This window comes from Neobacillus niacini (assembly GCF_023715785.1).
Lineage (GTDB): Bacteria > Bacillota > Bacilli > Bacillales > Cytobacillaceae > Neobacillus > Neobacillus niacini_E.
The window spans coordinates 23,924-47,687 of sequence record NZ_JAMBOX010000011.1; the positions used below are offsets into that span (position 1 = coordinate 23,924).

The window sequence follows — 23,764 nt, forward strand, 5'->3', positions numbered from 1 at the left end:
GTTGGGTATGGCGCAAAAAAACGGGCTTCCTACTTCAATTGGCAAGCTAACGACGCTTTTGACTATTCTTCAGAACCATGATATGGCTGAAAAAGTCGGCTTGGAGCTATTAAATCATGGCTATCGATATGCAGTAGGTAAAGTCGGGGCGATGGATGTCGCCAAAATAGTCGGGGCAATTGAATCTACCGCAAAAAACAATCATATTATTGACCCGCAGCAATACCGTGAAGTTCATAGTCTCTACCATGCGATTATTGAGGCGAGCCAAGGAGTATGCAGGGGTCCAACACAAATAGGAGAGATTTTGAGAACAGTAGGATTGACCTTTGCTGTTGTTCGAGGACCGCTATCCTTTCATGAGGCTGGAGATTGGATATGCGTGTGTATGTACGGTACAATCGGTGCCCCGAGAAAAGGGTTTGAGCATGAGGTGCTTGGTTTTAGTATTAACCATATTTAGCAAGGGGGAATTTGTTTGTCGAATGAAAAATGGCGCAAAAACGTTGCTCAGTTAAAACCCTATATCCCCGGTAAGGCGATTGAAGAGGTAAGACGAGAGCTTGGTTTAGAAGAAATTATTCGGTTAGCCTCCAATGAGAATCCGTCTGGACCTTCACCAAAAGCCGTTGAGGCGATGCAAAAGGCTATATTTGACAGTCAATTATATCCGGAATCGACCTCCCGAGAGCTTCGCGAAAAACTCGGAAGCATGCATAACATCCATCCGGACCAATTCCTGATTGGAAACGGTGCGGATAATGTGATTACCTTAATCGGTACAGCCTATATTAACCCTGGAGATGAAGTCATCTATTGCACACCCACATTCCCAGCCTATAGAACGATAACCTTGCTCATGGGGGGAACTCCTATAGAAGTTCCTTTGCAGTATGACTATACGTATGATTTGGATAAAATCCTTGAGGTTATCACCGAAAAAACAAAGCTTATTTTTATCTGTAATCCCAATAATCCTACTGGTACTATTCTTAAAGAAGGAAAATTGAAATCCTTTTTGGGGAAATTACCTCTGCATGTTATCGTTGTGCTTGATGAGGCGTATGTAGAGTTTATCGAAGAAAAGGATTATGATGATGGGCCAAATTTTGTAAAGGATGGATTTCCGGTTATTTTTGTCCGGACCTTCTCCAAATTGTACGGGCTGGCCGGTACAAGGGTGGGCTATTGTGCTGCGAGTCCAGAGCTGATGGAACCGATCCGTGCCGTCCGGGAGCCATTTGCTGTAAACCGGATTGCCCATGCAGGGGCGCTGGCAGCACTTGATGATGAAAAATATAAGCATAAGATAATAGAAGAAAATAGGGTTGAAAAGGGGAAGCTGACGAAGAAGCTTCAGTCTTTCGGCCTTGATGTAACCGAATCCCATACGAACTTTTTATTTGTTGATATGAGGGGAGATGTTTTAGAAATGGCTAATTCCCTAATGCAGGAAGGGATTTTGATTCGCCCATGCACCGCTTGGGGGCTTCCTTCACATGCCCGGATTACTATTGGAACGGAAGAACAAAATAAGCGTTTTATTTCGGCATTAAAGAAAATAAGAAAAAAGCAAACCACCACATAGGTAAAGGAGAGAAATAGATTGAAAGAAGGTAAACCTTTTGTTTGGATTTTAGATGATGAATGGCATGAACACCATCTGGAGAGAAAGATGTATGAAGAACAGGGTATAGAGGTAAAAGTCACCCGCTCAGAAGAATTGGAAGAGGATGTGCCGCTTTATGCGTCTATTGCAGATGGTGTAGTCGCCCAAGTAGGATTTCAATGTGGAGCAGACCTGATAGAAAAATTAGCTTCTTGTAAAGTAATTTCAATCCCAGGGGTCGGGTATAATCATGTAGATGTCGCGGCGGCAACAAAGAAAGGGATTGCTGTTTCTACAGTTCCTGATTATTGTGCTGAAGAGGTGTCTGACCATACGTTAGCTCTTATCCTTGCAGTTACACGGCGTTTGTCCTCTTACAGCCGGAAGGTAAGGGGCGGGAGATGGAATCCACTTGATACAAAGCCCATCCACCGCTTTAGTTCAAGGACAATCGGCCTCCTAGGATTCGGTCGAATCGCCCGAATGGTGGCTGAGAAGCTAAAGCCATTTGGTGTGAGGATTTTGGCGCATGATGAATTTGTTCCGGAGGAAGTAATGAAAAGAGAAGGCGTAGTTCCGGTATTATTAAATGAATTGCTTGAGAAATCGGACGTGCTCAGTCTGCATGTACCACTAACACCAGAAACCAGAAAACTGATTAATTATGAGCGTCTTTCAAAGCTGCCTAAGGGGGCTTTTGTTATTAATACCTGTCGTGGCGGTGTAGTAAACGAGGCAGACCTGCAGCAATTAATTTTAGAGGGGCATATAGCTGGAGCAGGGCTTGATGTGCTGGAGCAGGAGCCCCCTGCAGCCGATTATTCGCTCTTAACTATGGAAGAAGTGCTCATTACCCCGCATGCTTCTTATTTCTCAGAGGAATCCATAAAAGAACTAAGGACGAGAACAACCCAGGCTGCAATTGACGGAGCATTAGGAAAGGATCTGCCATATGCGTTGAATTTAAAGAAGATGAATGTTTAATAGATATAGTTATAGGGCATATCCGGAAAAACCGGAATGCCCTATTGTAATTTAGGCAGTAACCATTAAAAGACACCCTCTAAAAAAAGAGGATGTCTGGCATCTTTATAATACCACTGCGGCTATTAACCCAAAGATGAATAATGGTATATTGTAATGGATAAAGGTAGGTACACATGTATCCCAAATATGATGATGTCTTCCATCTGCATTTAACCCGAGCGTTGGACCAATCGTACTATCCGATGCAGGAGATCCTGCGTCACCTAGGGCACTAGCTGTACCAATTAACGCGGCTGTTGCCAGCGGAGAAAACCCAACGGCCATACATAATGGAACATATACTGCGGCTAAAATAGGAATCGTTCCAAATGAAGTGCCAATTCCCATCGTAATCAACAGACCGACTAACAGAATAATCAAAGCTGTCATAAACTTACTGCCGCCTATTATGAAAGATGTATTCTCAACTAACACATCAATGGAGCCAGTTTCCTTTAAAATGGTGGCGTATCCTGCAGCGACTAAAAACACAAAGGCAATTCCACCCATCATCTTCATCCCATCATCTACCAATTCATCGCCCTTTGTGAACGGTGCAACCCGCCCAATAAACATGGCAAGTACGCCAACAAGTGCTCCTATGGCGAGGGAATGAGTAAAAATTTGGATGCCTAGCGAGAGGATGATGGCAATAATGGTGATCAGATGTTGTTTGTTAAAATGAATATCTTCTGCAGTTGCGGAAATTTCCATAGATGCTGTTAAATTCCCTAGGTCTTTTGAAGGTCCCATGTCCCGGTCTTTTCGGTAGGTGATAAAAATCGCAATGAGTAATCCGACAACCATTCCTAATCCTGGTATTAGGAGGGCAATTGGCAATTGGCTGACGGCAATGTTCATACCGTAATTTTTCATCTCGGTTGCGATAATTTGATGAAACATAAGTCCATATCCTGCTGGAATGATGATATAAGGTGCTTTTAAACCGAATGTTAAGGCTGTCGCGACAGCACGTCGGTCTATTTTCATGCGATCAAACAAATGAAGTAAGGGAGGAATCAAGATTGGGATAAAGGCAATGTGTACGGGGACTAAGTTCTGTGATAGACTGGAAATTCCTGCAATGGCTAATAGTATAAATCCCCGTTTCCCTTTCATAAAATTTAACATTTTCTTTAAGAGTAACCCAGTTATTCCGGAATGTTTAATCATGACGGCAAAAATACCAAGTAAAACGACACTAAGCGCGTTTTCAGCCTGTCCTCCCATGCCGCCAATAAGCATCTGCATACTTTCTAGAAGAGAAACCCCTCCAATTAAACCTGCACTTAATGCGGCAAGTAAAATGCTAAGGAGTACATTCACTCGAAGCATGCTTAAAATGATGAGAAGAATCACGGAGACGATAATTGCATACATGAATCGCAGTTCCTCCTTTTATCAAGATGGTAATAGTGTTCATACTTTACGAGAATGTCCAAAAAGTAGATGGATATCAATTGTAAAACGCTTTCATTAAATCCCTCCTTTGAGTTTTTCTAATTTTTCGAATCTTCCTAATAGTAGCCTACTGTCCTAATTTCGGTAAGTACTTTTTTTTACGATTTGCTATAGTTTTTTAACCCGCATTTTCTATTAGTAGAATAAAGGCCATTCTTCCATCTATTTTTTTAGTATTTGGTGCATTTTTTTATGTTGAATCTGGAAAATATTAGTTTTATTCTGAATATTGTGTAAAATATTTTTATAAATGGTCATCACGAAATAAAAACCAATAGATAACTGGGGAGGATTATAATGACAGAAAATTTATGGCGGAGCACTATTCAGCATTTAGACCCGTATATTCCAGGCCAAGCTGCAAAGGATGCGGAAAATCAGGGGAATTTAAAAGAGGTAGTGCGCCTTGCTACAAATGAAAACCCGCATGGCCCTTCTCCTAAGGCAATTGCGTCGATGCAAAAAGCGATATTGGAAGGACATTTTTATCCGGATCTTACGAGTTTAGCTCTCCGCAAAAAATTGGGAAGTATCCATGGCATTGATCCAGAAAATTATTGTATCGGCAACGGTGCAGACAATATTATTACGCTTGTAATTGCTTCCTACGTAAATCCGGGGGAAGAGGTTGTCTATTGTACGCCAACCTTTTCTGAATATCATAAAAACACTTTGCTGGTAGGTGGAACCCCAATTGAAATTCCTACGACAAAGGATTACAAATTTGACCTCGAGGCCATGCTTGAGGCGATCACAGAAAAAACAAAGCTGGTCATCGTCTGCAATCCGAATAATCCAACAGGTACTATTGTCGATGACAAGGAACTGAGGGCATTCTTTAGGAGACTGCCAAGGAAGGTCGTGGCAGTTCTCGATGAAGCATACGGAGAATTCATTTCTGTTCCAAATTACTCAACCGGGGTAGAGTACGTGAAAGAAGGCTTACCGGTTATTACGATTCGGACTTTCTCAAAATTGTATGGATTGGCTGGAATGCGTGTAGGTTATGCCTTCGCAAAGGATGAACTGATTAGGCCCTTGCAAGCGGTTCGTGAACCGTTTGCCTGTAATCGGGTCGCTGAGGCAGGCGCGGTCGCAGCTTTGGAGGACGAAGACTATAAGGAAAAGGTATTACGAGAGAATAGTAAAGAGATGGAAAAAATGATCAAGGCATTCCGGGCTCTTGGCTGTTCAGTCGAAGAAACCCACACGAATTTCCTGTTTATCGATATGAAAAAGGATACTGCTATCATAGCAAATGAGTTATTTTCTAAAGGATTCTTTATTCGCCCATGTGCTGCTTGGGGTTATCCTGAACATGCCCGAATCACCATCGGTTCCGCTGAGAATAATGACAGGCTCATACAGCATCTTCAGGAAATAATGACTGAGACTTCATACCAATTATAAAAAGGGGGGCAGTAGATGAAGAATGGAAAGGATTTAGTTTGGATTCTCGATGATGAATGGATTGATCATAGTTTAGAAACGGAAATTTTTCAAAAAAATGGATGTGAGGTGCAAGTCACGCGTTCCGGGACTTTGGAGGAGGACACACCACTCTACGCCCCCTATGCAGATGGGGTAATCGTACAGGTTGGATTTCCTTGTCATGCCGGTTTGATTGAAAAGCTGGACTCCTGTCGTGTGATTACTGCTTCTTCCGTCGGCTATAACACAATTGATGTGGAAGCGGCAACAAGAAAAGGAATTAAAGTCACCCATGTTCCTGAATTTTGTTCGGAAGAGGTTTCGGATCACACAATTGCTCATATGTTAACGATTACCCGCCGGTTCCCTGCCTATAATAAGCAAATAAGGGAAGGGAGATGGAATCCAATGGATACCCTTCCAATTAAGCGCTTTTCCACCCATACCGTTGGACTGCTAGGGTTTGGTAAAATTGCCAGACGGGTCGCTGAAAAGCTGAAACCTTTCGGTGTTCGGATTGTCACTTATGCTCCGACCGCACCAAAAGAGGTGTTCGCGCAATATTCAGTGGAAGCGGTATCATTCGAACGATTATTAAGGCAGTCAACCATTTTAAGTCTGCATGTTCCTCTACGCCCGGAGAATAGAAACATCATCTCCTACAGTGAGTTGAAAATGATGCCGGAGGGATCGTTTATTGTTAATACAAGCAGGGGTGGCTTAATCAATGAGGAGGATTTGTACCAGGCAATTGTCGAGGGTCACATAGCAGGGGCAAGCCTGGATGTGCTGCAAAATGAACCACCGGATCCCCACGATCCATTACTGCACCTAGACGGAGTTTATGTTACACCGCATTCCGGCTATATCTCAGAACACTCGCTGGCGGAACTTAAAACAAAGACCTGCAAGAATATCATCGATGGCATTACGGGCAGGCCGTTAATTAAGGTTTTAAACCCTGAAGTATTAGACCGTGTTAGATTTTAGGCAGAATTGTATTATAAAACGCAAGAATTTGGTCTCATCCAGCGATGTTTCCCAAGGTAAGATGAATAAAAATATAGTTTCCAGACCATAGTCTTTTAGTTTATAGAGGTCATAACCAGTTTATTTGGTGTGACCTCTTTTCTATTTTATAAAAAAGGGAGTCGATTTAATATGCAAGTTGTCGGACAAAAGGAAATAGTCGCAGGCGGAATGGTTTCATTAGAAGACGTTATTCGGGTAGCCCGTTATCACTATAAGGTTTCGCTGGCAGAATCTGCTAAACAAAAGGTGCTAAAAAGCAGGCAGTATGTGGAGCGTCTACTCAAGGACAAGAAAGTTATTTATGGTCTGACTACCGGATTTGGAAAATTCAGTGATACGTATATATCCAGTGAGGATACCAAGGAGCTGCAGGTTAATTTGATTCGCAGTCACGCCTGCGGTGTCGGCAATCCCTTTCCGGAGGAAGTGGTCAGGGGGATCATTTTTCTCCGAATTAATTCCTTGATGCGGGGCCATTCCGGCATCCGCCTCGAGGTCATTAAAATGATGGCAGAAATGTTAAACAAAGGCGTCACCCCTGTTATTCCTGAAAAAGGCTCCCTTGGTGCAAGCGGGGACCTCGCGCCATTATCCCATCTGGCATTAGTCATGATTGGCGAAGGGGAGGCCTGCTATAAAGGGGAAATTATGGACGGCGGTGAAGCGCTAAGACTGGCTGGTATTTTACCGATTTCTCTTGAAGCAAAAGAAGGGCTGGCATTGATCAATGGGACACAGGTTATGACATCCGTCGGTGTTCTTGCCTGTTGGGATGCACAGAATCTGGCGAACTGGGCTGATTTTTCAGCGGCCTTAACAGCCGAGGCTCTTCGCGGCGTAAGGCAAGCATTTGATCCCGAAACACATGAAATCCGTCCACACTATGGCCAGCAGGAAGTGGCTAATAATATCCGGAAGCTGATAAAGGGAAGCGGATTAATGACCGATCAGGGGGAACTGCGGGTGCAGGATGCTTATTCACTGCGTTGTGTCCCACAGGTTCATGGGGCAACGAGGGATGCTTTGGATTATGTTGAAAGCAAGCTAGTAGTCGAAATAAATGCAGTCACTGATAACCCACTGATTTTTGCAGATCAAGATAAAGTTATTTCGGGAGGCAATTTCCACGGTCAGCCGATTGCTCTAGTAATGGATTTTCTATCGATTGCTGTTGCTGAATTGGCCAATATTTCTGAGCGTCGAATAGAACGTCTTGTTAATCCACAACTAAACGGCGGCCTGCCTCCGTTCTTAACCCAACATGGAGGTACGAATTCGGGATTTATGATTGCACAGTATGCTGCAGCATCGCTCGTATCTGAAAATAAGTCTCTTGCCCATCCGGCTAGCGTGGATTCCATCCCGAGCTCAGCGAATCAAGAGGACCATGTGAGCATGGGAACGATTGCGGCAAGGAAGGCTGCAAAAATCATCGAGAATGTTAGAAGTGTAATCGGAATTGAATTATTGTGCGGGGCGGAGGCAGCGGATTACCGAGGCGCCGAGAAGCTCGGGGAAGGAACGAAATGGGTATATAAGGTATGCCGAGACCATGTACCGTTCCTGGATAAGGATCGAATCATGTATAAAGACTTTCAGAAAGCGGAAAATTTCATGAAAGACCTAGATATATTGACGGAAATGAAAATAAAGGTGACAGGGTAACAGCAGGCGGCTCTAATGAGGAAAGGAGACAAATCAAGGACCATGCGATGCGGGAGATTAGTAAATAGTAGGGAGAAGGAGTCAAATGAGAAAAAATTTTAAGAGCATTCTTAACTAATTACAGGGGACTTAATGTATAATTACTTTCAATTATCATTAGAAGGAGTTATAAGATGAGTCCAAAAATAAAAACAGAACTCGATGAGTTTAGACATCGGAACCAAAACCGCGGCCGTTTGTTGGTCAGCTGCCCGGATCAGCCTGGGATTGTCGCGGCCATTTCGCAATTTTTATTTTTGAATAACGCCAATATCATTGAATCCAGCCAATACTCAACCAATCCAGAGGGCGGTACATTTTTCATCAGGATTGAATTTGAATGTCCTTCCTTAAAAGAAAAGGAAGCAGGTATGACTCGGAAGTTTACTGAAATCGCCGCTAAGTTTTCGATGGAATGGAGTTTAACCCCAGTTTATAAAGTGAAAAAGGCGGCAATATTTGTCTCCAAAGAATTGCACTGTCTTCTGGAACTGCTTTGGGAATGGCAAAGCGGTGATTTAATGACCGATATAGCCATGGTAGTTAGTAACCACGAAGAGGCAAGGGAGGTCGTCGAACGCCTCAATATCCCGTTTTATTACATCCCTGCCAACAAAGATATCCGTGATCAGGTTGAGGCTAAACAACTCCAGCTGCTGCGGGATTATGATATAGACATAATCATTTTGGCCCGCTACATGCAAATATTAACTCCGAATTTTGTGGCAGCGAATCCGAACAAAATCATTAACATCCACCACTCGTTCCTGCCAGCATTTATCGGGGCGCGTCCGTATGAACGCGCCTACGACCGCGGGGTAAAATTAATTGGTGCCACTTCTCATTATGTAACAAATGATTTGGATGAAGGTCCGATTATCGAACAAGATATTGCCCGGGTCGATCACCGTGCAAATGTGGATTACTTGAAGAAAAGGGGACGTTCAATTGAACGAAGTGTATTGGCGCGGGCTGTGAAATGGCATCTGGAGGATCGAATTATCGTCCATGAAAATAAAACGATTGTTTTCTCATAAGTGGAAAGCCTTTCGCGGCAAAATAACCGAACTAAGGGTAAAGTGAAAAAACTCTTGAAAAATGAGCCAGGTTGTACTAATATTTATCATAGTTTCCAATTCAATATATTGTTGGAATCTAAATTAATAAAACTATATATTGTGTCTGCGTTGAGAAAAGATGCCGATATCGGCTTAATAGGGAATCCGGTGAGAATCCGGAACTGCCCCCGCAACTGTAAATGCTTACGAAATGAACAAACCACTGTATAAGAATGCTGCAGAATAGGCGCTTATACGGGAAGGGTTCAAAGTAGGATGATGCATGAGTCAGGAGACCTGTCTTTCTTAATATGTTTCAACTTCTTCGGGGATTGAGAAGATGAAACGGTTGCGACAGGGGGCTGCAAAACTGTGTTTCATGCTCTCTTTTGTTCGAATCGTTTCATCCGCTCAAGAACCGCTTGAGCGGATTTTTTTATTAAAGGGGGAAGAGAGCCATGAAAACTCAGGTTGAGAATGAAAAGAAAGATGTAATCGAAACCATCAAGAAAGCGTCGGAAATCTATCAATTAGATATGACCGAGCTTCAAAACCGTATCCGCAAATTGGATGTCACCCAATCGGAAGCCAGCGAGCAAGCATTGTTTTATGCCGTAAATCAAATTTCGATGGACCAGCCAGACTGGACTTATGTTGCAGCCAGACTTTATTTGAATGAATTGTATCATAAGGCGGCCGAGAACAGAGGATGCGGCACAACAAATAAATATGGAGACTTTTACAGCTTAATTCAACAGTTGACAGAGAAGGGGATTTATTCAAGCGATCTAGTAAACTCATACAACAAAGAGGAAATCGACGAATTGGCGAAGGAAATCGATCCGGACCGTGATTATTTTTTTAATTACATTGGTTTATTTTTACTTGCAGACCGATATCTGGCAAAGGATCACGAGAAAAATGTATTTGAACTGCCTCAGGAACGATTCATGATTATTGCGATGACGTTAATGAAAGACGAATACAAACCAAGAAGGCTAGAACTGGTCAAGGAGGCCTATTGGGCGCTTAGTCATTTATACATGACTGTCGCAACTCCGACGTTAACCAATGCCGGAAAAAGCTTCGGGCAGCTGTCATCTTGTTATATTGATACCGTTGATGACTCTTTGGATGGGATATATTTAAACAATTGGGACATTGCCCGTCTCAGCAAGGATGGCGGTGGCATCGGGATATACTATGGCAAAGTTCGTGCTCTTGGTTCCAATATTAAAAAATTCAAGGGCAATTCCTCCGGTATCGTGCCATGGATCAAGTTGGTAAACGATACTGCGGTAAGTGTCGACCAATTGGGACAGCGACAGGGAGCCATTGCCGTTTATTTGGATATTTTTCATAAAGACATCATGAATGGTTTCCTTGATTTAAAGACGAATAACGGCGATGAACGGCGGAAGGCGCATGATATTTTCACCGGTGTGGCTGTACCGGATCTGTTTATGGAGAAATTACAGGAGACCGATGAAACTGGCAGAAGTATCGGAGAATGGCACACCTTCTGCCCGCATGAAGTCAAGCAGATAATGGGATGGAAGGATGAAGCGGGCAACCCGCTCGGTCTTGAAGACTTTTATGATGAAGACGACCGAAACTATTTCTCGGAGAAATATCAAGAGGCGGTCAATCATCCGCTCCTGCCGCGAAAAACGTACCGGGCGATGGATATTATGGCGCGCATCATGAAGGCACAGTTGGAAACTGGCACCCCCTATATGTTTTACAGAGATGAAGTAAATAGACAAAATCCCAATAAGCACGTAAGAGGCAGAGGCCGTACTTCGATTTATTGCAGCAACCTCTGTACGGAAATCACGCAGAATATGTCTGCAACAACGATTATTAGTGAATTCCAAGATCAACACGGTAATATTGTCATCGTCCGGAAGCCAGGTGAATTCGTCGTTTGCAATTTGTCTTCTATTAATCTGGCCAAGGCGGTACCCGCTAATGTATTAGAACGATTGATTCGTATTCAGGTCAGGATGCTCGATAATGTAATTGATGTGAACAACATTTCTGTTGGCCAGGCCCGGCAGACAAATCAAAAGTACCGCGCCATTGGCCTCGGCACCTTTGGCTGGCATCATTTATTGGCATTAAAGGGCATCTATTGGGAGACAGACGAAGCTATTCAATATGCCGATGAACTTTATGAACATATCGCCTACCTGACGATTCGCTCCTCGATGGAACTGGCTAAGGAAAAGGGAGCATACAGTCAATTTCACGGTTCGGAATGGCAGACGGGAGTTTATTTTGAACGGAAAAATTACAAAACCGAACGCTGGCTCTCGCTTAAGAGGGAGGTCGCCGAATATGGGTTGCGGAACGGCTGGTTGATGGCAGTTGCGCCCAATTCCTCCACTGCAAAAATTGGCGGTTCAACGGATGGGATTGATCCACTCTATTCCGTTGAGTATGCAGAAGAAAAGAAAAATTTTAAATTGAAGGTGACGGCACCGGATTTAAACCATCGGACCTACGATTACTATCGCCGTGCCAGACATGATTTGGACCAAATATGGAGCATCAGGCAAAATGCTGCCCGCACTCGTCATATTGATCAGGCAATCAGCTTTAACCTTTATGTCCGTCATAATATCAGGGCCAAGGATTTGTTGAATCTTCATATGGAAGCTTGGAAGCAGAGGTTAAAGACGACTTATTATGTACGGAGCACGTCTCAGGCTGAAATAAACGAATGTGAAGCCTGCCATAGCTGAAAGGGGGAAAATCGGATGAAACGGTTAAACAAAATAAAACTGCTGAACCCGCAATTTCCAAACAAATCAACCGGGATAATTAATGGGCAGTCATCTGGTCTGCTTAACTGGAATGATATTGCCTACCCGCAAATGTATGATTTGTATCAAACTTTGTTATCGAATTTTTGGAAGGCGCAAGAAATTAATATGCAGGATGATATTAAGCAATGGGGCCTGCTTACGGATGTAGAAAAAGATGTGTTTTTACGAATCAATACCCAGCTGGCGTCGTTGGACAGTCTGCAAACACCAACGATGACACAGGTGATGGATTATGTGACCGATTCCAGCTTTAAAGCAATTTTTGCGGTCATTGCCCAGCAAGAGGCGGTACATAACGAATCCTATTCGTATATATTAAGTTCGCTGGTGCCTTTAAGTGAACAGAATGCCCGGTTTAATCAGGCCAAAACTGACCCTATTGTCCAAAAGCGAAACAGCCTGATTTTAACCGCTTATGAAAGATTCCGTGAGGAGCCTACAGCCAAACACCTTTTTGAATTGAGTGTAAACTCAATTAATCTGGAAGGAATTTATTTCTATGCAGGGTTTGCCTTTTTCTACCATCTTGCTCGCCGCCAAAAAATGCTGAAGACGAGTACGATGATCAGTTACATCCAGCGCGATGAAATGCAGCATGCCTATTTTATGGCCCAGTTTATCCGGATCCTGTTAACGGAAAACCCAGAGTTGTATACGGAGGAAAATATTCATTATGTTTATCAGGCGATTGGACAAGCAGTGGAGCTTGAAAAAGAATGGGCGTCATTTATATTGCGGGATGTGGAGGGGATAAATTTAGAAGAGTACAAGCGCTATACCGAGTATCTTGCAAACAAACGACTACGGCAGCTGGGGCTGGAGAATTATTATGAAGAACACGATAACCCGATGCCGTGGATTCATGTATTTTCTGATGAAATGCTAAATGGTACGAAATCCGACTTCTTTGAGCAGAAGCCGCGGACCTATGCAAAAGTGACGCAATCAAATGGTTTCGATGAACTATGACTATAGCGATTGTCTATGCATCCAATACGGGGAACACAGAGGATTTGGTTCATTTACTTCAAGGATTATTTTCGGAAAAACAGATTGCAGTCAGCATGTATCCTGTGGAAGAGTTTCCTATATCGGAGCTTGGCAGGCTTGATGCAATTGTGGTTGGAACATATACATGGGGAAATGGCAATATTCCGGATGAAATGCTCCCGCTATATCGAGCCTTCGAGCATTATGGTAGGAAAGATTTAGTGACGGGAGTTGCTGGAACTGGAGACAGCGGATATCCGAGCTTTTGCGGGGCAGTCGATGAATTCAGGAATATGCTGTTTGTACAGAGTAATTTGGCGGCTACTTTAAAAATCGAAGTACGCCCACAGGGGAAGGATCTAGATCGCTGCAGGAAATTTGTGGACCTGATAGTGGAACGGGTGTGTAAGAAGATGTTTTCCAAGTTGACTTAAGGGTATAAGAGGTCCTCCATTTTTTGGAGGACCTTTTCTGGTTAATTCATGATGCGCATAATTTCCTTTTCCAAATCCAACGGTTCGTTTGCATAATTATAGATACCCAAAAACTTTTCGACAGCCATCGGATGGGCGGCAATCAGCTTGTTCACCATATCCTGCTGCTCGGAAACCCACTCATTTTTGGATATCTCACAGCCCATATAAAAACGGACCATAAATTCCTGCTCAAGTGCCGATTGGTATTCTTCCGCCATTTTCTCCCAAGGAGTTTCAGATTCTTTATTTTTAATAAGAATGGAAGATAAGATTTTCGCCCCGTAAACAGCGTCATGAATTCCCTGAGCCATGCTGGGGTCTTTAAAGCAAACGGCATCCCCGACCAATGCCCAGCCTTTTGCCATTGCTGTGTACCAATAGTTATCATAGCCAAGGATTCCCTTGATTGGCGCCGCTAATGTGGAACCACTTAGACGAGAGCCAAGACCGGTGTTAGGGAACTCTTCGGATAACAGTTTTCTCATCGCTTCTTCAGGGGAATATTTGAACCTTTTTACCATTGCCTCATTTTCTAATGGAAATATCCCCACGACAGTGCAAAGGTCATGATTGGTCGGAAACAAAATGGCAGTATGGTCCTTAACCCTGTATACCTCAAATTTCCGAACATGATCATATTGAAACCCGCTGAAATACCCATAATAAATCCCCAGCTTGGCAGGTGCGCGCATCATTTCCTTGCTGCCGACCAGACCTCGGATAGTAGAGTTGCGCCCATCACCACCGACCACTAGGTTGGCACGAAACTCGTGTATTTGGCCCTGACGGTCAGTCCCTTTCATGCCTGTAACGGTTTCATGATCGTATAGGATATCTGTCACCCGAAAGCTCTCGAGAACCGTCACATATGGATACGATCTGGCTTCATCAACGAGTATGGAGTCAAGGTGGGTCCTCTTGATGCAATAGCAATTTTTCTCCCCATTGACTTCAGGCATTTTTCCTTCGATGATGGTATCCTCAAATTGAAATTTGATGTCACGAATGGGCGGTGCGTTCGTTTCCACTATCTTGTTCAGCACGCCCAATTCCCGAAACAGTGCAGTGGTGTTATTGAAAAAGGTGTGGGTAGATAATGTATCGCTGGGAAAAACGGCTCGATCCACCAATAATATTTTAAAACCTGCTTTGGCGAGATAAATGGCAAGGGACGCACCTGCGCATCTTGCACCGACAATAATCACATCATATGCAGCATTCATACTATCACTCCAATTAATAATCATATTTTTTCTCCATAAAGCGTATGGGGATTTTTCCGAAAAAAGTACTGCAATGAGGAAAATGCCTTTGACAGATGGGATCGTAAAGCAGTTTCCACAAAAATTTAACTGACGTTTAACACGGGAATCGATTGACAACGATTTCCTTATTTTAAAGCAATCTTGCTTGACAATTCTGACTATTTATCACATTGTATAAAGTAATGAAAAAATGGGGGGAGGAGAAGCGAAACAACATGGGATTACAAAATAATTTTGAAAAGAGACAGATCGTAAACATCCCAAAACAGAAGGGAATCTTTCAAGGCTTAAACAGTCAAAACGTATCGTCTGGGCTGATTTCCAGTACGCTGGTCATGACAGGGCCGGCCATCATTATTTTAGAGGCGGCTGCGGCCGGTCAATTTTCAGCCCAGCAGACAATCAACTGGATGTTCGCCGTTTATGTCTTTGGCGGACTATTCGGCATTATCATGCCGCTTGTATTTCGTACCCCGATTACCGGCGGCCACTCGATCACAGGAGTGGCATTCTTGGCAACAGTGACATCCCAATTTACTTATTCTCAATTAATTGGCGGTTACATCGTTTCAGGTTTGTTGATTTTTCTCATTGGCATTTCAGGCCTTTTTACAAAAATTATGAATTGGGTTCCAAAAGAAGTGATTGCGGCTATGCTGGCGGGATTGGTGACAAGTTATGTTGTCAGGATTGTCCCGTCATTGAAGGAAATGCCATGGGTTGGAGGAGCGGCGCTGATCAGTTTTATTCTGGCAACGAAGTATAGTAAACGGTTGCCGCCAATCATGGCTGCCGTTGTGACTGCCTTTGTCGTCCTCTTATTTACAGTGGATTTACACATCACAACAGCAGCAATCGCTTTTTCTTTACCTGCACTGCAAACTCCGGAGTTTTCATGGATGGGAGTTGTTACCATTGCCATTCCACTTGCGATGCTCGTTCTGAGCAATGATGCGGCTCCTGGAATTGGAGCGTTAAAGAGTTCTCATTTTGAGCCGCAAACAAGCAAGGTCATTACCTTTAGCGGAATATTTTCGATGTTCGCCGGTTTGTTCGGAGGACAAAGTGCAAATATTGCGGGAATGATGACGACCATCTGTGCCGGACCGGATGCGGGGCCAAAGCCGAAACGGTACATCGCCTCCATTGTTTCCGGAATCGTGATTCTAATCTTCGGCATTTTTGCCTGGAAGATTGTCCCGTTCATACAGTCCTTGCCGCAGGCCTTTGTTTCGATGCTAGCCGGTTTTGCTCTAATTGGGGCGCTGCAGTCCAGCTTGCAAATGGCGTTTTCCGAAGCGCGTTATCGATTAAGTGCCTTGTCTGCCTTTGTCATCGCCCTGTCAAATGTCTCTTTTTTGCAAATCAGTTCTCCTGTATGGGCGCTTTTGTTTGGTGCCATGATCGCGCGGAGTGTAGAAAATAAGGAAGTTGCCTAGCAACGTTGTTAATTATCAGACTATATACTCAATTCTAAAAATTGTTTTGAAAAATTATCCAATACATGATTTAATAAAATCATACTTATCAGATATGTGATATCTAATGGGAAGGTGGGGGCAGGTGAAGATAGAAAAAATCTCAACGAAGAAGGTATCAGAATCCGTTGAAGAACAATTGGAAAAAATGATCCATTCCGGCATGTTTAAGGCTGGTGAAAAACTTCCTTCTGTTCGAGAGCTTTGTGAACTGTTTGGGGTTGGCAGATCTGCTGTGCGTGATGCGATTACAACCTTAAGCGGCAAAGGAACAGTTTATGTGAAACGGGGAGAAGGAACCTTTGTTTGTGAATTCGACTCTAGCAAATTGTTTAATCAGCAAATGCTCCTGTCCAGTTCAAGGGATATAAGTCAACTTTTTCAAGTAAGAAAGTTATTAGAAACCGGAATGGCTGAAATGGCCGCGGTTCATCGAACAGAGGAAGATTTACATCATCTAAAGCACACACTCTCCGGTCAAGCAGCAAATCCGTGGGAATCCGATTACCAGTTTCATTTAACAATCGCCAAGGCAACAGGCAACGAGATCCTCGTCGGATTAGTCCAATTTATTTCCACTACCATGAAAAAAGTGATGATGGATTTTCATCACTACATCCAAAAAGATGAGAATACAGTGAACTTAATTTCCCGCCAGCATCAGCAAATCATTGAATCAATTGAAAATGGAGATCCGCAAGCAGCGAAGCAGTGCATGAGCAACCATTTAAATACGGTGGAAGAGCTATTACAAGGCAGTGTATTGTCAACCAATAAAGGCAGTGCTTTTTGAAATTTTTTTAGAAACGATGTTTCTTATTGCGAAACGATTAGGGGTGAAAATAGATGATAACAGCAGAACTTCTGGAAGACTTGAAAGCTATTTTACCAGAGGAGCGAATAGCTGTAGATAATGAACAGGGACATCCGCTCGGAAATAGCGGAAAGGTGACGGTCTATCCGAATTCGGAAGAGGAAATCGCCAACATTTTACGATATGCCAATGACAATGGAAAAAAAATCTCCGTTGTCGGCGGGGGAACAAAGAGAGGTTTTGGCGGGATAATCGAGTATGCCGATATCGGGCTGTCTTTAGCGAATTATAAAGGCTTCGTCGAGCATGTCGTCGGGGACATGACCTTGACCGTGAAAGCAGGCACCCCTGTGAAAGAATTGCAGGAGTATCTGGCCCCGTTTAATCAGAAAATTGCCATGGATGTCAATTGGCCTGAATATGCCACCATTGGCGGCGTCATTGCCGCAAACGATTCCGGTCCCAAACGGCTCGGCTACGGTTCAGCTCGAGATGCAGTGATTGGCCTCCGGACTGTATACCCCGATGGAACCGTCATCCGCTCCGGAGGAAAAGTGGTAAAAAACGTGGCCGGCTATGATATGAATAAGCTGTTTATTGGCTCAATGGGAACACTTGGCGTGGTATCGGAAGTGACCTTAAAGCTTCGGCCGAGGACAAAGTATGAAAGTCTTGTGCTTCTGAGTTTCCCAGAAGGCGATCTTCAAGGGATCCGTTCATTCGCTGTCAAACTATTAGACTCGATGATGGAACCAGTGGCGCTGGAGCTTTTGAACCCGTCACTTGCAGAGAAATTAACGGGCCAGCACCGTTATACGTTGGCCATAAGCTTTGAGGATATCGAAAGCTCTGTCCACTATCAAGAGGAGTTCATAAAAAAGATTCAGCCGGCACAAACGGAACTAAAAATTCTCTCGATAAAGGATGCGCTTGTCTTTTGGGATCAATTTTATCAAATGGCTCCAAATGGTGCAGCAGACACGGCAGGTCCTCAAACAGAAGCAGCTTTAAAAATCGGTGTTGTAAACCTGGATGTTATCAATGTCATTCGCGAGTGCCAACTGCTGCAGGATACCCATCACGTATCCGCTCTGGCACACGGGGGACTGGGGCATGGTCTTTGTCAGGTGATTTTAGAAGGTTCGAGCGACGATATCCTATCAGCGATCAATCTACTAAGAAGTTCTGCAGAACAACTAGGCGGTTATGCGGTTGTGAAGCATTTGCCCTTTTCGCTACGCCAAAAGGTCAATGTCTGGGGAGAAAAACCAGCCCATTACTTCCTATTAGAAGGGATTAAGAAAAAAATTGACCCTAATAGAATCCTGAATCCTGGGAGATTTGTAGGAGGGATATAAAAATATGAGTTTAAAAGAAATGGCATTAAAGCAAAGTCCGGCGTGTGGATCAGGCAGTTTGGGAAATTATCTTTGGAGTGACCCGCCAGATGAGAGCAAATGGGCTGATTGCGTTCACTGCGGGATGTGCTTGGAATCCTGTCCTACCTACGAGCAAACCGGAATGGAGCAGCACTCTCCGCGCGGACGTGTGTACTTGATTAAGTCTGTGGCAGAAGGAAAGCTGGAAGTGAACGAGCAATTCATGGATCCTGTCTTTGCCTGCCTTGATTGTCGTGCTTGTACAACCGCCTGTCCAGCAGATGTCGATGTTGGCGGGTTAATTGAAGAAGCCCGCGGACAGATTCGCCAAGCGATGCCGCTTACAGGTGTAAAAGGGGCGGTCAATAAATTTTTTCTTAAAGGCTTGTTTCCCAATCATAACCGCTTAAACGCCGTGGGAAGCCTGTTAAAATTTTATCAGAAAAGCGGAATCCAAAAGGTCGTCCACAAAACCGGACTAATCAATATTATGCCACAGCATTTGGTGGATATGGAGGCCATCATGCCGGAGGTCAAGGAGCCAGTCCGCAAAAAATACAAACATGAACCTGTGATTAAAGCAAAAGGGGAGACCAAGAACGAAGTCGGTTTCCTGACAGGCTGTGTTATGGATGTCATGTTTAGTGATATTAATCAGTCCACGATAAACGTATTAACCCGTAACGGCAATGATGTGGTGATCCCGCAAAACCAAACCTGCTGTGGTGCTCTGCATATTCATGCAGGTGACCGTGAAACAGGGAGAAAATTGGCAAAACAGAATATCGAAGCGTTTCAGGATGTTGAAACAGTAGTTGTCAACGCAGCAGGCTGCGGCTGCATGATGCAGGAATACGCGGAATTGTTCCGCGAAGACCCAGAGTGGCGCGAAAAAGCCGAAGCATTTTCTGCAAAGGTCGAAGATATATCCAAATACTTGCATGACACAGGCTATGAAAAGCCCAAAGGAGAAATCAACACGAGAATCACCTATCACGATGCCTGTCACTTGGCGCACGGTCAGGGAATCCGCCAGCAACCGCGTGATTTGCTGCTAGATATACCTGGAGTGGATATGGTCCATATGCCAAATGCCGACCGTTGCTGCGGAAGTGCCGGGATTTACAATATTACGAACCCTGAAATGGCCGGAGCTGTACTTGAGAGCAAGATGGAAAATGTTCCGGATGACGTGGAAATGATCTCAATGGGGAATCCCGGATGCATGCTGCAAATGGCCATGGGCGTCAAAAAGTACGGCCGCAACCAAAAGATTGTCCACACGATCCAGCTACTTGACTGGGCCTATCAAAAAGGCGAGGCTGCTGTAAACAAGGAGGGGAAGTAAATGGCCGCAAAGGGCATTAAATCAAACGATAAGCATATCCTTAATCTGGCGGCAATCGTTGGCGGGGAACGGTCGATCCTCTACCAAAAGGAGGATTTGGTTGCTTACGATTGCGACGGCTTTACGCTTCATAAGCATTTGCCGAAAGCTGTCGTGTTTCCGAAGAATGCTCAAGAGGTGGCAAGGTTAGTAAAGTACTGTTCTGATAACCATTTGCCTTTCCTTGCACGCGGGGCTGGTACGGGTTTAAGCGGCGGCGCGATTCCCTTAAACGGGGAGGTCATTATTAGTCTGGTCCGAATGAAGCGCCTGCTAAACGTCGATTTGGAAAATCGCCGTGCCGTTGTTGAACCAGGCTTTGTCAATCTGAAGCTGACCAATTCCATTTCCGATAAAGGCTATTATTATGCACCGGACCCATCCAGTCAATATTGTTGTACAATTGGCGGAAATGTCGCGGAAAATGCCGGAGGAGCCCACTGTTTGAAATACGGGGTCACGACCAACCACATTCTCGGGCTCGAGGTCGTGCTGCCCAATGGGGAAATTATTGAAATTGGCAAAAACGGAATCCCGGATTCCCCTGGATATGATTTGCTCGGGCTATTGACGGGATCAGAGGGAACGCTTGGGATTGTGACTAAAATAACGGTTCGCATTTTGAAAAATCCGGAGGCGAAGCAGACGGTCCTCGCTTACTTCGATAAGGTTTCGGACGGAAGCCAGGCCGTATCAGACATTGTCTCAGCAGGGATTGTTCCGGCCGCTCTTGAAATGATGGACAAAATCGCCATCGAAGGGGTGGAAGCGGCTGCGTTTCCAGTCGGACATCCAAGGGACATCGAGGCGGTCCTTCTAATCGAGGTCGATGGGATTTCCGCAGGAATCGAAGAGCAAATAAACCAAATTCTTGAAGTTTGTAAAAAAAGAAATGTCCGTGAAGTGAAAGTTGCCCAAGACGAACAGGAGCGCGGCAGATGGTGGGCCAACCGTAAAACAGGCTTTGGCGCGATGGGGGCGATATCGCCGGACTATTTGGTACAGGACGGTGTGATTCCAAGAAGCAGGCTTCCAGAAGTGTTGGAAAGGATTAACAAGATAAGTGAGGACTACGGATTACGGATTGCCAACATATTCCATGCAGGGGACGGAAATCTCCATCCGCTTGTGTTGTTCGATGCACGGATTCCGGGTGAGTCAGAAAAGGCCTTAAAGGCTGGCAGTGCCTGTCTGCAGGTGTGTGCCGATGTAGGCGGGACGATTACGGGTGAGCACGGCGTTGGCATTGAAAAAAGAGAAGAAATGCGATTTGTCTTCAAGGATGAGGAAATTATCGCACAAACCAACATTCGTGAAGTGTTTAATCCCGATAATCTATTAAATGCCGGGAAACTTTTTCCGTCACCGGGGCGCTGTGTAGAGATAAAGACGGAGATGAAAGCCGCAGCATCAAGGTAAAAAGACAGAAATAGCACAAATTTTGCAATAATTATTGAAATGGACGCAAGAAACGTGCTATCTTTTTTTTAAAGAGGAAAAGAAACGGTGTTTCGTAATAACAAACAACCAGATATTATTGAGAATGAAACCCGAAAAATTTTAGGGAGGAGCATTTAAAATGACAAACTATGTAAAAGCAGGCAATCTTCAAGTTGCGTCAGAACTCTATGACTTTATTAATCTGGAGGTGCTGCCAGGGAGTGGAGTGGAACAGAATCAGTTTTGGGCAGATTTTGGAACATTGGTCAAAGATCTGACTCCAAAAAACAAGGATTTATTGGCACGCCGTGATGAAATCCAAGCGAAACTGAATGCATGGCATCGTCAAAATACAGGAAACTTCGATTTCGCCAAGTATAAAGCATTTTTAGAAGAAATTGGCTATCTTGAACCAGAAGTGGAGGACTTCCAAATTGCCACTGAAGGAGTAGACGCTGAAATTGCCCTTCAGGCCGGCCCGCAGCTGGTAGTGCCTGTTAACAATGCCCGCTATGCCATTAATGCGGCCAATGCCCGCTGGGGTAGTCTGTACGACGCTCTTTACGGAACAGATGCGATTAGCGAAGAGGATGGCGCACAACGTGGTGGCAGCTACAACCCGGTTCGTGGGGATAAAGTGATTGCCTTTGCGAAAGCGTTTTTAGACCAGGCGGCACCGTTAAGCGAAGCATCACATGGGGAGGCTGTCTCGTACCGCGTCTCAGGCAGCAAGCTATCCGTTACGCTAAAGAGCGGCAAAACAACAGGCCTGGCAGATGAGTCCCAATTCGTCGGATATAACGTCAATCCTGAAAGTCCATCCGCGGTTCTATTGAAAAATAACGGCATCCATATCGAGATCCAAATTGACCGGAGTCACCCAATCGGAAAAACAGATGCTGCTGGGGTAAAAGATATTCTTATTGAAGCAGCCATCACCACCATTATGGATTGTGAGGATTCCGTTGCCGCCGTCGATGCAGAAGATAAAGTGCTTGTATACCGTAACTGGCTTGGCCTGATGAAAGGTGACTTGTCTGCCACATTCGTGAAGGGCAACAAAACGATGACGAGAACCCTTAATCCGGACCGCACTTACACCTCACCGGATGGAAAGGATTTAAGCCTGAACGGCCGTTCGCTATTGTTTATCCGTAATGTCGGTCACCTCATGACGATTAATGCGATTCTAGATGAAAACGGCGAGGAGATCCAAGAAGGCATTTTGGATGGTGTTGTTACAAGCCTGATTGCGAAACATACCCTTTTAGGCAATGGTCAATATCAAAACACTTCAAAAGGTTCCATTTATATCGTTAAGCCGAAAATGCACGGCTCAGAAGAGGTGGCCTTTGCAAATGAATTATTCGACCGTGTCGAAGACATGCTCGGATTGCGGCGGAATACACTGAAAATCGGGGTCATGGATGAGGAACGCCGGACTTCCTTGAACTTAAAAGCATGTATTCGCCAGGTAAAGGATCGAATTGTCTTTATCAATACCGGCTTCCTGGATCGTACGGGGGATGAAATGCATACTTCCATGGAAGCAGGTCCGATGATCCGTAAAAATGACATGAAAGGGTCAACATGGCTGCAAAGCTATGAACAGTCAAATGTAAGTGCTGGTTTGGCGACGGGACTTCCAGGCCGTGCCCAAATCGGGAAGGGAATGTGGGCAATGCCAGATTTGATGGCAGAAATGCTGAAGCAAAAAATCGGCCATGTGAAAACGGGTGCTAATACGGCATGGGTTCCGTCACCTACCGCCGCTACCCTTCATGCTCTTCATTATCATCAGGTTGATGTAACAGCCGTGCAGGAGGAGAAGAAGCAGGAAATCAAGGACTTAACCGATGAGATCTTGCAAATCCCAGTTGCAGAAAATCCAAATTGGAGCCCGGAAGAAATCGAGCAGGAGCTTGACAACAATGCCCAAGGGATTTTAGGATACGTGGTCCGCTGGGTAGAGCAGGGTGTTGGCTGCTCAAAGGTGCCGGATATTAACAACATCGGGTTAATGGAAGACCGTGCCACGTTGCGGATTTCCAGCCAGCATATGGCTAACTGGCTTCACCACGGCATTTGTTCAAAAGAGCAGGTATTAGAGACATTAAAAAGGATGGCTAAGGTCGTAGACGAGCAAAACGCCACTGATCCTGCCTATCGTCCTATGGCGCCTGATTATGAAACATCAGTAGCGTTCCAGGCAGCCTGCGACCTTGTCTTCGAGGGATATAATCAGCCAAATGGCTATACAGAGCCTATTTTGCATCGCCGCCGTATTGAGGCGAAGGCTAAATTTGCGGTTAAACAGTAATGGATCTATGGATAGTAAAAGGGAGCAGCCTTTTCTTTAAGGGGCTGCTCCAACCCTAACAGC

General features: G+C 44.5%; 18 protein-coding genes and 1 riboswitch. Of the genes, 16 read left to right on the forward strand and 2 right to left on the reverse strand.

The genetic code is table 11. The annotated features are described in order from the left end of the window. Positions 1-7: 7 nt before the first annotated feature. From M3234_RS18425 to M3234_RS18435, 3 genes are read left to right on the forward strand one after another with little or no spacing between them, the layout of a single operon-like run. Complete coding sequence (locus M3234_RS18425) at positions 8-463, forward strand: HutP family protein (RefSeq protein ID WP_262306122.1); 456 nt, start codon at positions 8-10, stop codon at positions 461-463. A gap of 15 nt (positions 464-478) precedes the next feature. Then, the gene (gene hisC / locus M3234_RS18430) at positions 479-1,588 is read left to right on the forward strand and encodes a histidinol-phosphate transaminase (protein ID WP_262306123.1); all 1,110 of its coding nucleotides are present in this window, start codon (positions 479-481) and stop codon (positions 1,586-1,588) included. Positions 1,589-1,606: 18 nt separating this feature from the next. Continuing rightward, positions 1,607-2,593 (forward strand): C-terminal binding protein, encoded by a 987-nt coding sequence (locus tag M3234_RS18435; protein ID WP_262306124.1) that lies wholly within the window; start codon positions 1,607-1,609, stop codon positions 2,591-2,593. Positions 2,594-2,698: 105 nt separating this feature from the next. On the opposite strand, the gene M3234_RS18440 is transcribed toward M3234_RS18435, so the two are convergent. Next, positions 2,699-4,015, reverse strand: a complete 1,317-nt coding sequence (locus M3234_RS18440) for a Na+/H+ antiporter NhaC family protein (RefSeq protein ID WP_262306125.1) — start codon at positions 4,013-4,015, stop codon at positions 2,699-2,701. Between the two features lie 378 nt (positions 4,016-4,393). Here M3234_RS18440 and hisC (M3234_RS18445) point away from each other — a divergent pair, with 378 nt between their 5' ends. The 7 genes from hisC (M3234_RS18445) to M3234_RS18475 all read left to right on the forward strand — a co-directional run bounded on the left by hisC (M3234_RS18445) (position 4,394) and on the right by M3234_RS18475 (position 13,576). Then, a complete protein-coding gene (gene hisC, locus M3234_RS18445; RefSeq protein ID WP_262306126.1) occupies positions 4,394-5,506 on the forward strand; it encodes a histidinol-phosphate transaminase in 1,113 nt (370 codons plus the stop codon). A 15-nt stretch (positions 5,507-5,521) separates the two neighbouring features. Continuing rightward, the gene (locus M3234_RS18450) at positions 5,522-6,517 is read left to right on the forward strand and encodes a C-terminal binding protein (protein ID WP_262306127.1); all 996 of its coding nucleotides are present in this window, start codon (positions 5,522-5,524) and stop codon (positions 6,515-6,517) included. 171 nt (positions 6,518-6,688) lie between these two features. Beyond that, the gene (gene hutH, locus M3234_RS18455; protein ID WP_262306128.1) at positions 6,689-8,224 is read left to right on the forward strand and encodes a histidine ammonia-lyase; all 1,536 of its coding nucleotides are present in this window, start codon (positions 6,689-6,691) and stop codon (positions 8,222-8,224) included. A gap of 173 nt (positions 8,225-8,397) precedes the next feature. Continuing rightward, positions 8,398-9,300, forward strand: coding sequence for a formyltetrahydrofolate deformylase (gene purU / locus M3234_RS18460; RefSeq protein WP_262306129.1), 903 nt, complete (start codon positions 8,398-8,400; stop codon positions 9,298-9,300). 140 nt (positions 9,301-9,440) lie between these two features. Then, positions 9,441-9,640: riboswitch (cobalamin riboswitch) on the forward strand. A gap of 139 nt (positions 9,641-9,779) precedes the next feature. Continuing rightward, positions 9,780-12,068, forward strand: a complete 2,289-nt coding sequence (locus M3234_RS18465; RefSeq protein WP_262306130.1) for a ribonucleoside-diphosphate reductase subunit alpha — start codon at positions 9,780-9,782, stop codon at positions 12,066-12,068. Positions 12,069-12,083: 15 nt separating this feature from the next. Next, positions 12,084-13,121: a ribonucleotide-diphosphate reductase subunit beta gene (locus M3234_RS18470; protein ID WP_262306131.1), complete on the forward strand. Its 1,038-nt coding sequence runs from the start codon at positions 12,084-12,086 to the stop codon at positions 13,119-13,121. After that, positions 13,118-13,576: a flavodoxin domain-containing protein gene (locus M3234_RS18475; protein ID WP_262306132.1), complete on the forward strand. Its 459-nt coding sequence runs from the start codon at positions 13,118-13,120 to the stop codon at positions 13,574-13,576. Before M3234_RS18470 ends, M3234_RS18475 begins: the two co-directional genes overlap by 4 nt. A 41-nt stretch (positions 13,577-13,617) precedes the next feature. On the opposite strand, the gene M3234_RS18480 is transcribed toward M3234_RS18475, so the two are convergent. Next, positions 13,618-14,841 carry an NAD(P)/FAD-dependent oxidoreductase gene (locus M3234_RS18480; RefSeq protein WP_262306133.1) on the reverse strand — a complete coding sequence of 408 codons (1,224 nt, stop codon included), beginning with the start codon at positions 14,839-14,841 and terminating at the stop codon, positions 13,618-13,620. A gap of 257 nt (positions 14,842-15,098) precedes the next feature. On the opposite strand from M3234_RS18480, the gene M3234_RS18485 reads away from it, so the two are divergent. The 6 genes from M3234_RS18485 (at position 15,099) to M3234_RS18510 (ending at position 23,701) form a co-directional block, all read left to right on the forward strand. After that, positions 15,099-16,322, forward strand: a complete 1,224-nt coding sequence (locus tag M3234_RS18485; RefSeq protein WP_262306134.1) for a benzoate/H(+) symporter BenE family transporter — start codon at positions 15,099-15,101, stop codon at positions 16,320-16,322. Between the two features lie 124 nt (positions 16,323-16,446). Continuing rightward, on the forward strand, positions 16,447-17,154 hold the full coding sequence (locus tag M3234_RS18490) for a FadR/GntR family transcriptional regulator (RefSeq protein WP_262306135.1): 708 nt from the start codon (positions 16,447-16,449) through the stop codon (positions 17,152-17,154). A 53-nt stretch (positions 17,155-17,207) separates the two neighbouring features. After that, positions 17,208-18,533 (forward strand): FAD-binding oxidoreductase, encoded by a 1,326-nt coding sequence (locus tag M3234_RS18495; RefSeq protein ID WP_262306136.1) that lies wholly within the window; start codon positions 17,208-17,210, stop codon positions 18,531-18,533. Positions 18,534-18,537: 4 nt separating this feature from the next. Beyond that, positions 18,538-19,902 (forward strand): (Fe-S)-binding protein, encoded by a 1,365-nt coding sequence (locus tag M3234_RS18500; RefSeq protein ID WP_262306137.1) that lies wholly within the window; start codon positions 18,538-18,540, stop codon positions 19,900-19,902. Beyond that, positions 19,903-21,360, forward strand: coding sequence for an FAD-linked oxidase C-terminal domain-containing protein (locus tag M3234_RS18505; protein ID WP_262306138.1), 1,458 nt, complete (start codon positions 19,903-19,905; stop codon positions 21,358-21,360). Between the two features lie 160 nt (positions 21,361-21,520). After that, positions 21,521-23,701 (forward strand): malate synthase G, encoded by a 2,181-nt coding sequence (locus tag M3234_RS18510; RefSeq protein ID WP_262306139.1) that lies wholly within the window; start codon positions 21,521-21,523, stop codon positions 23,699-23,701. Positions 23,702-23,764: the final 63 nt, after the last annotated feature.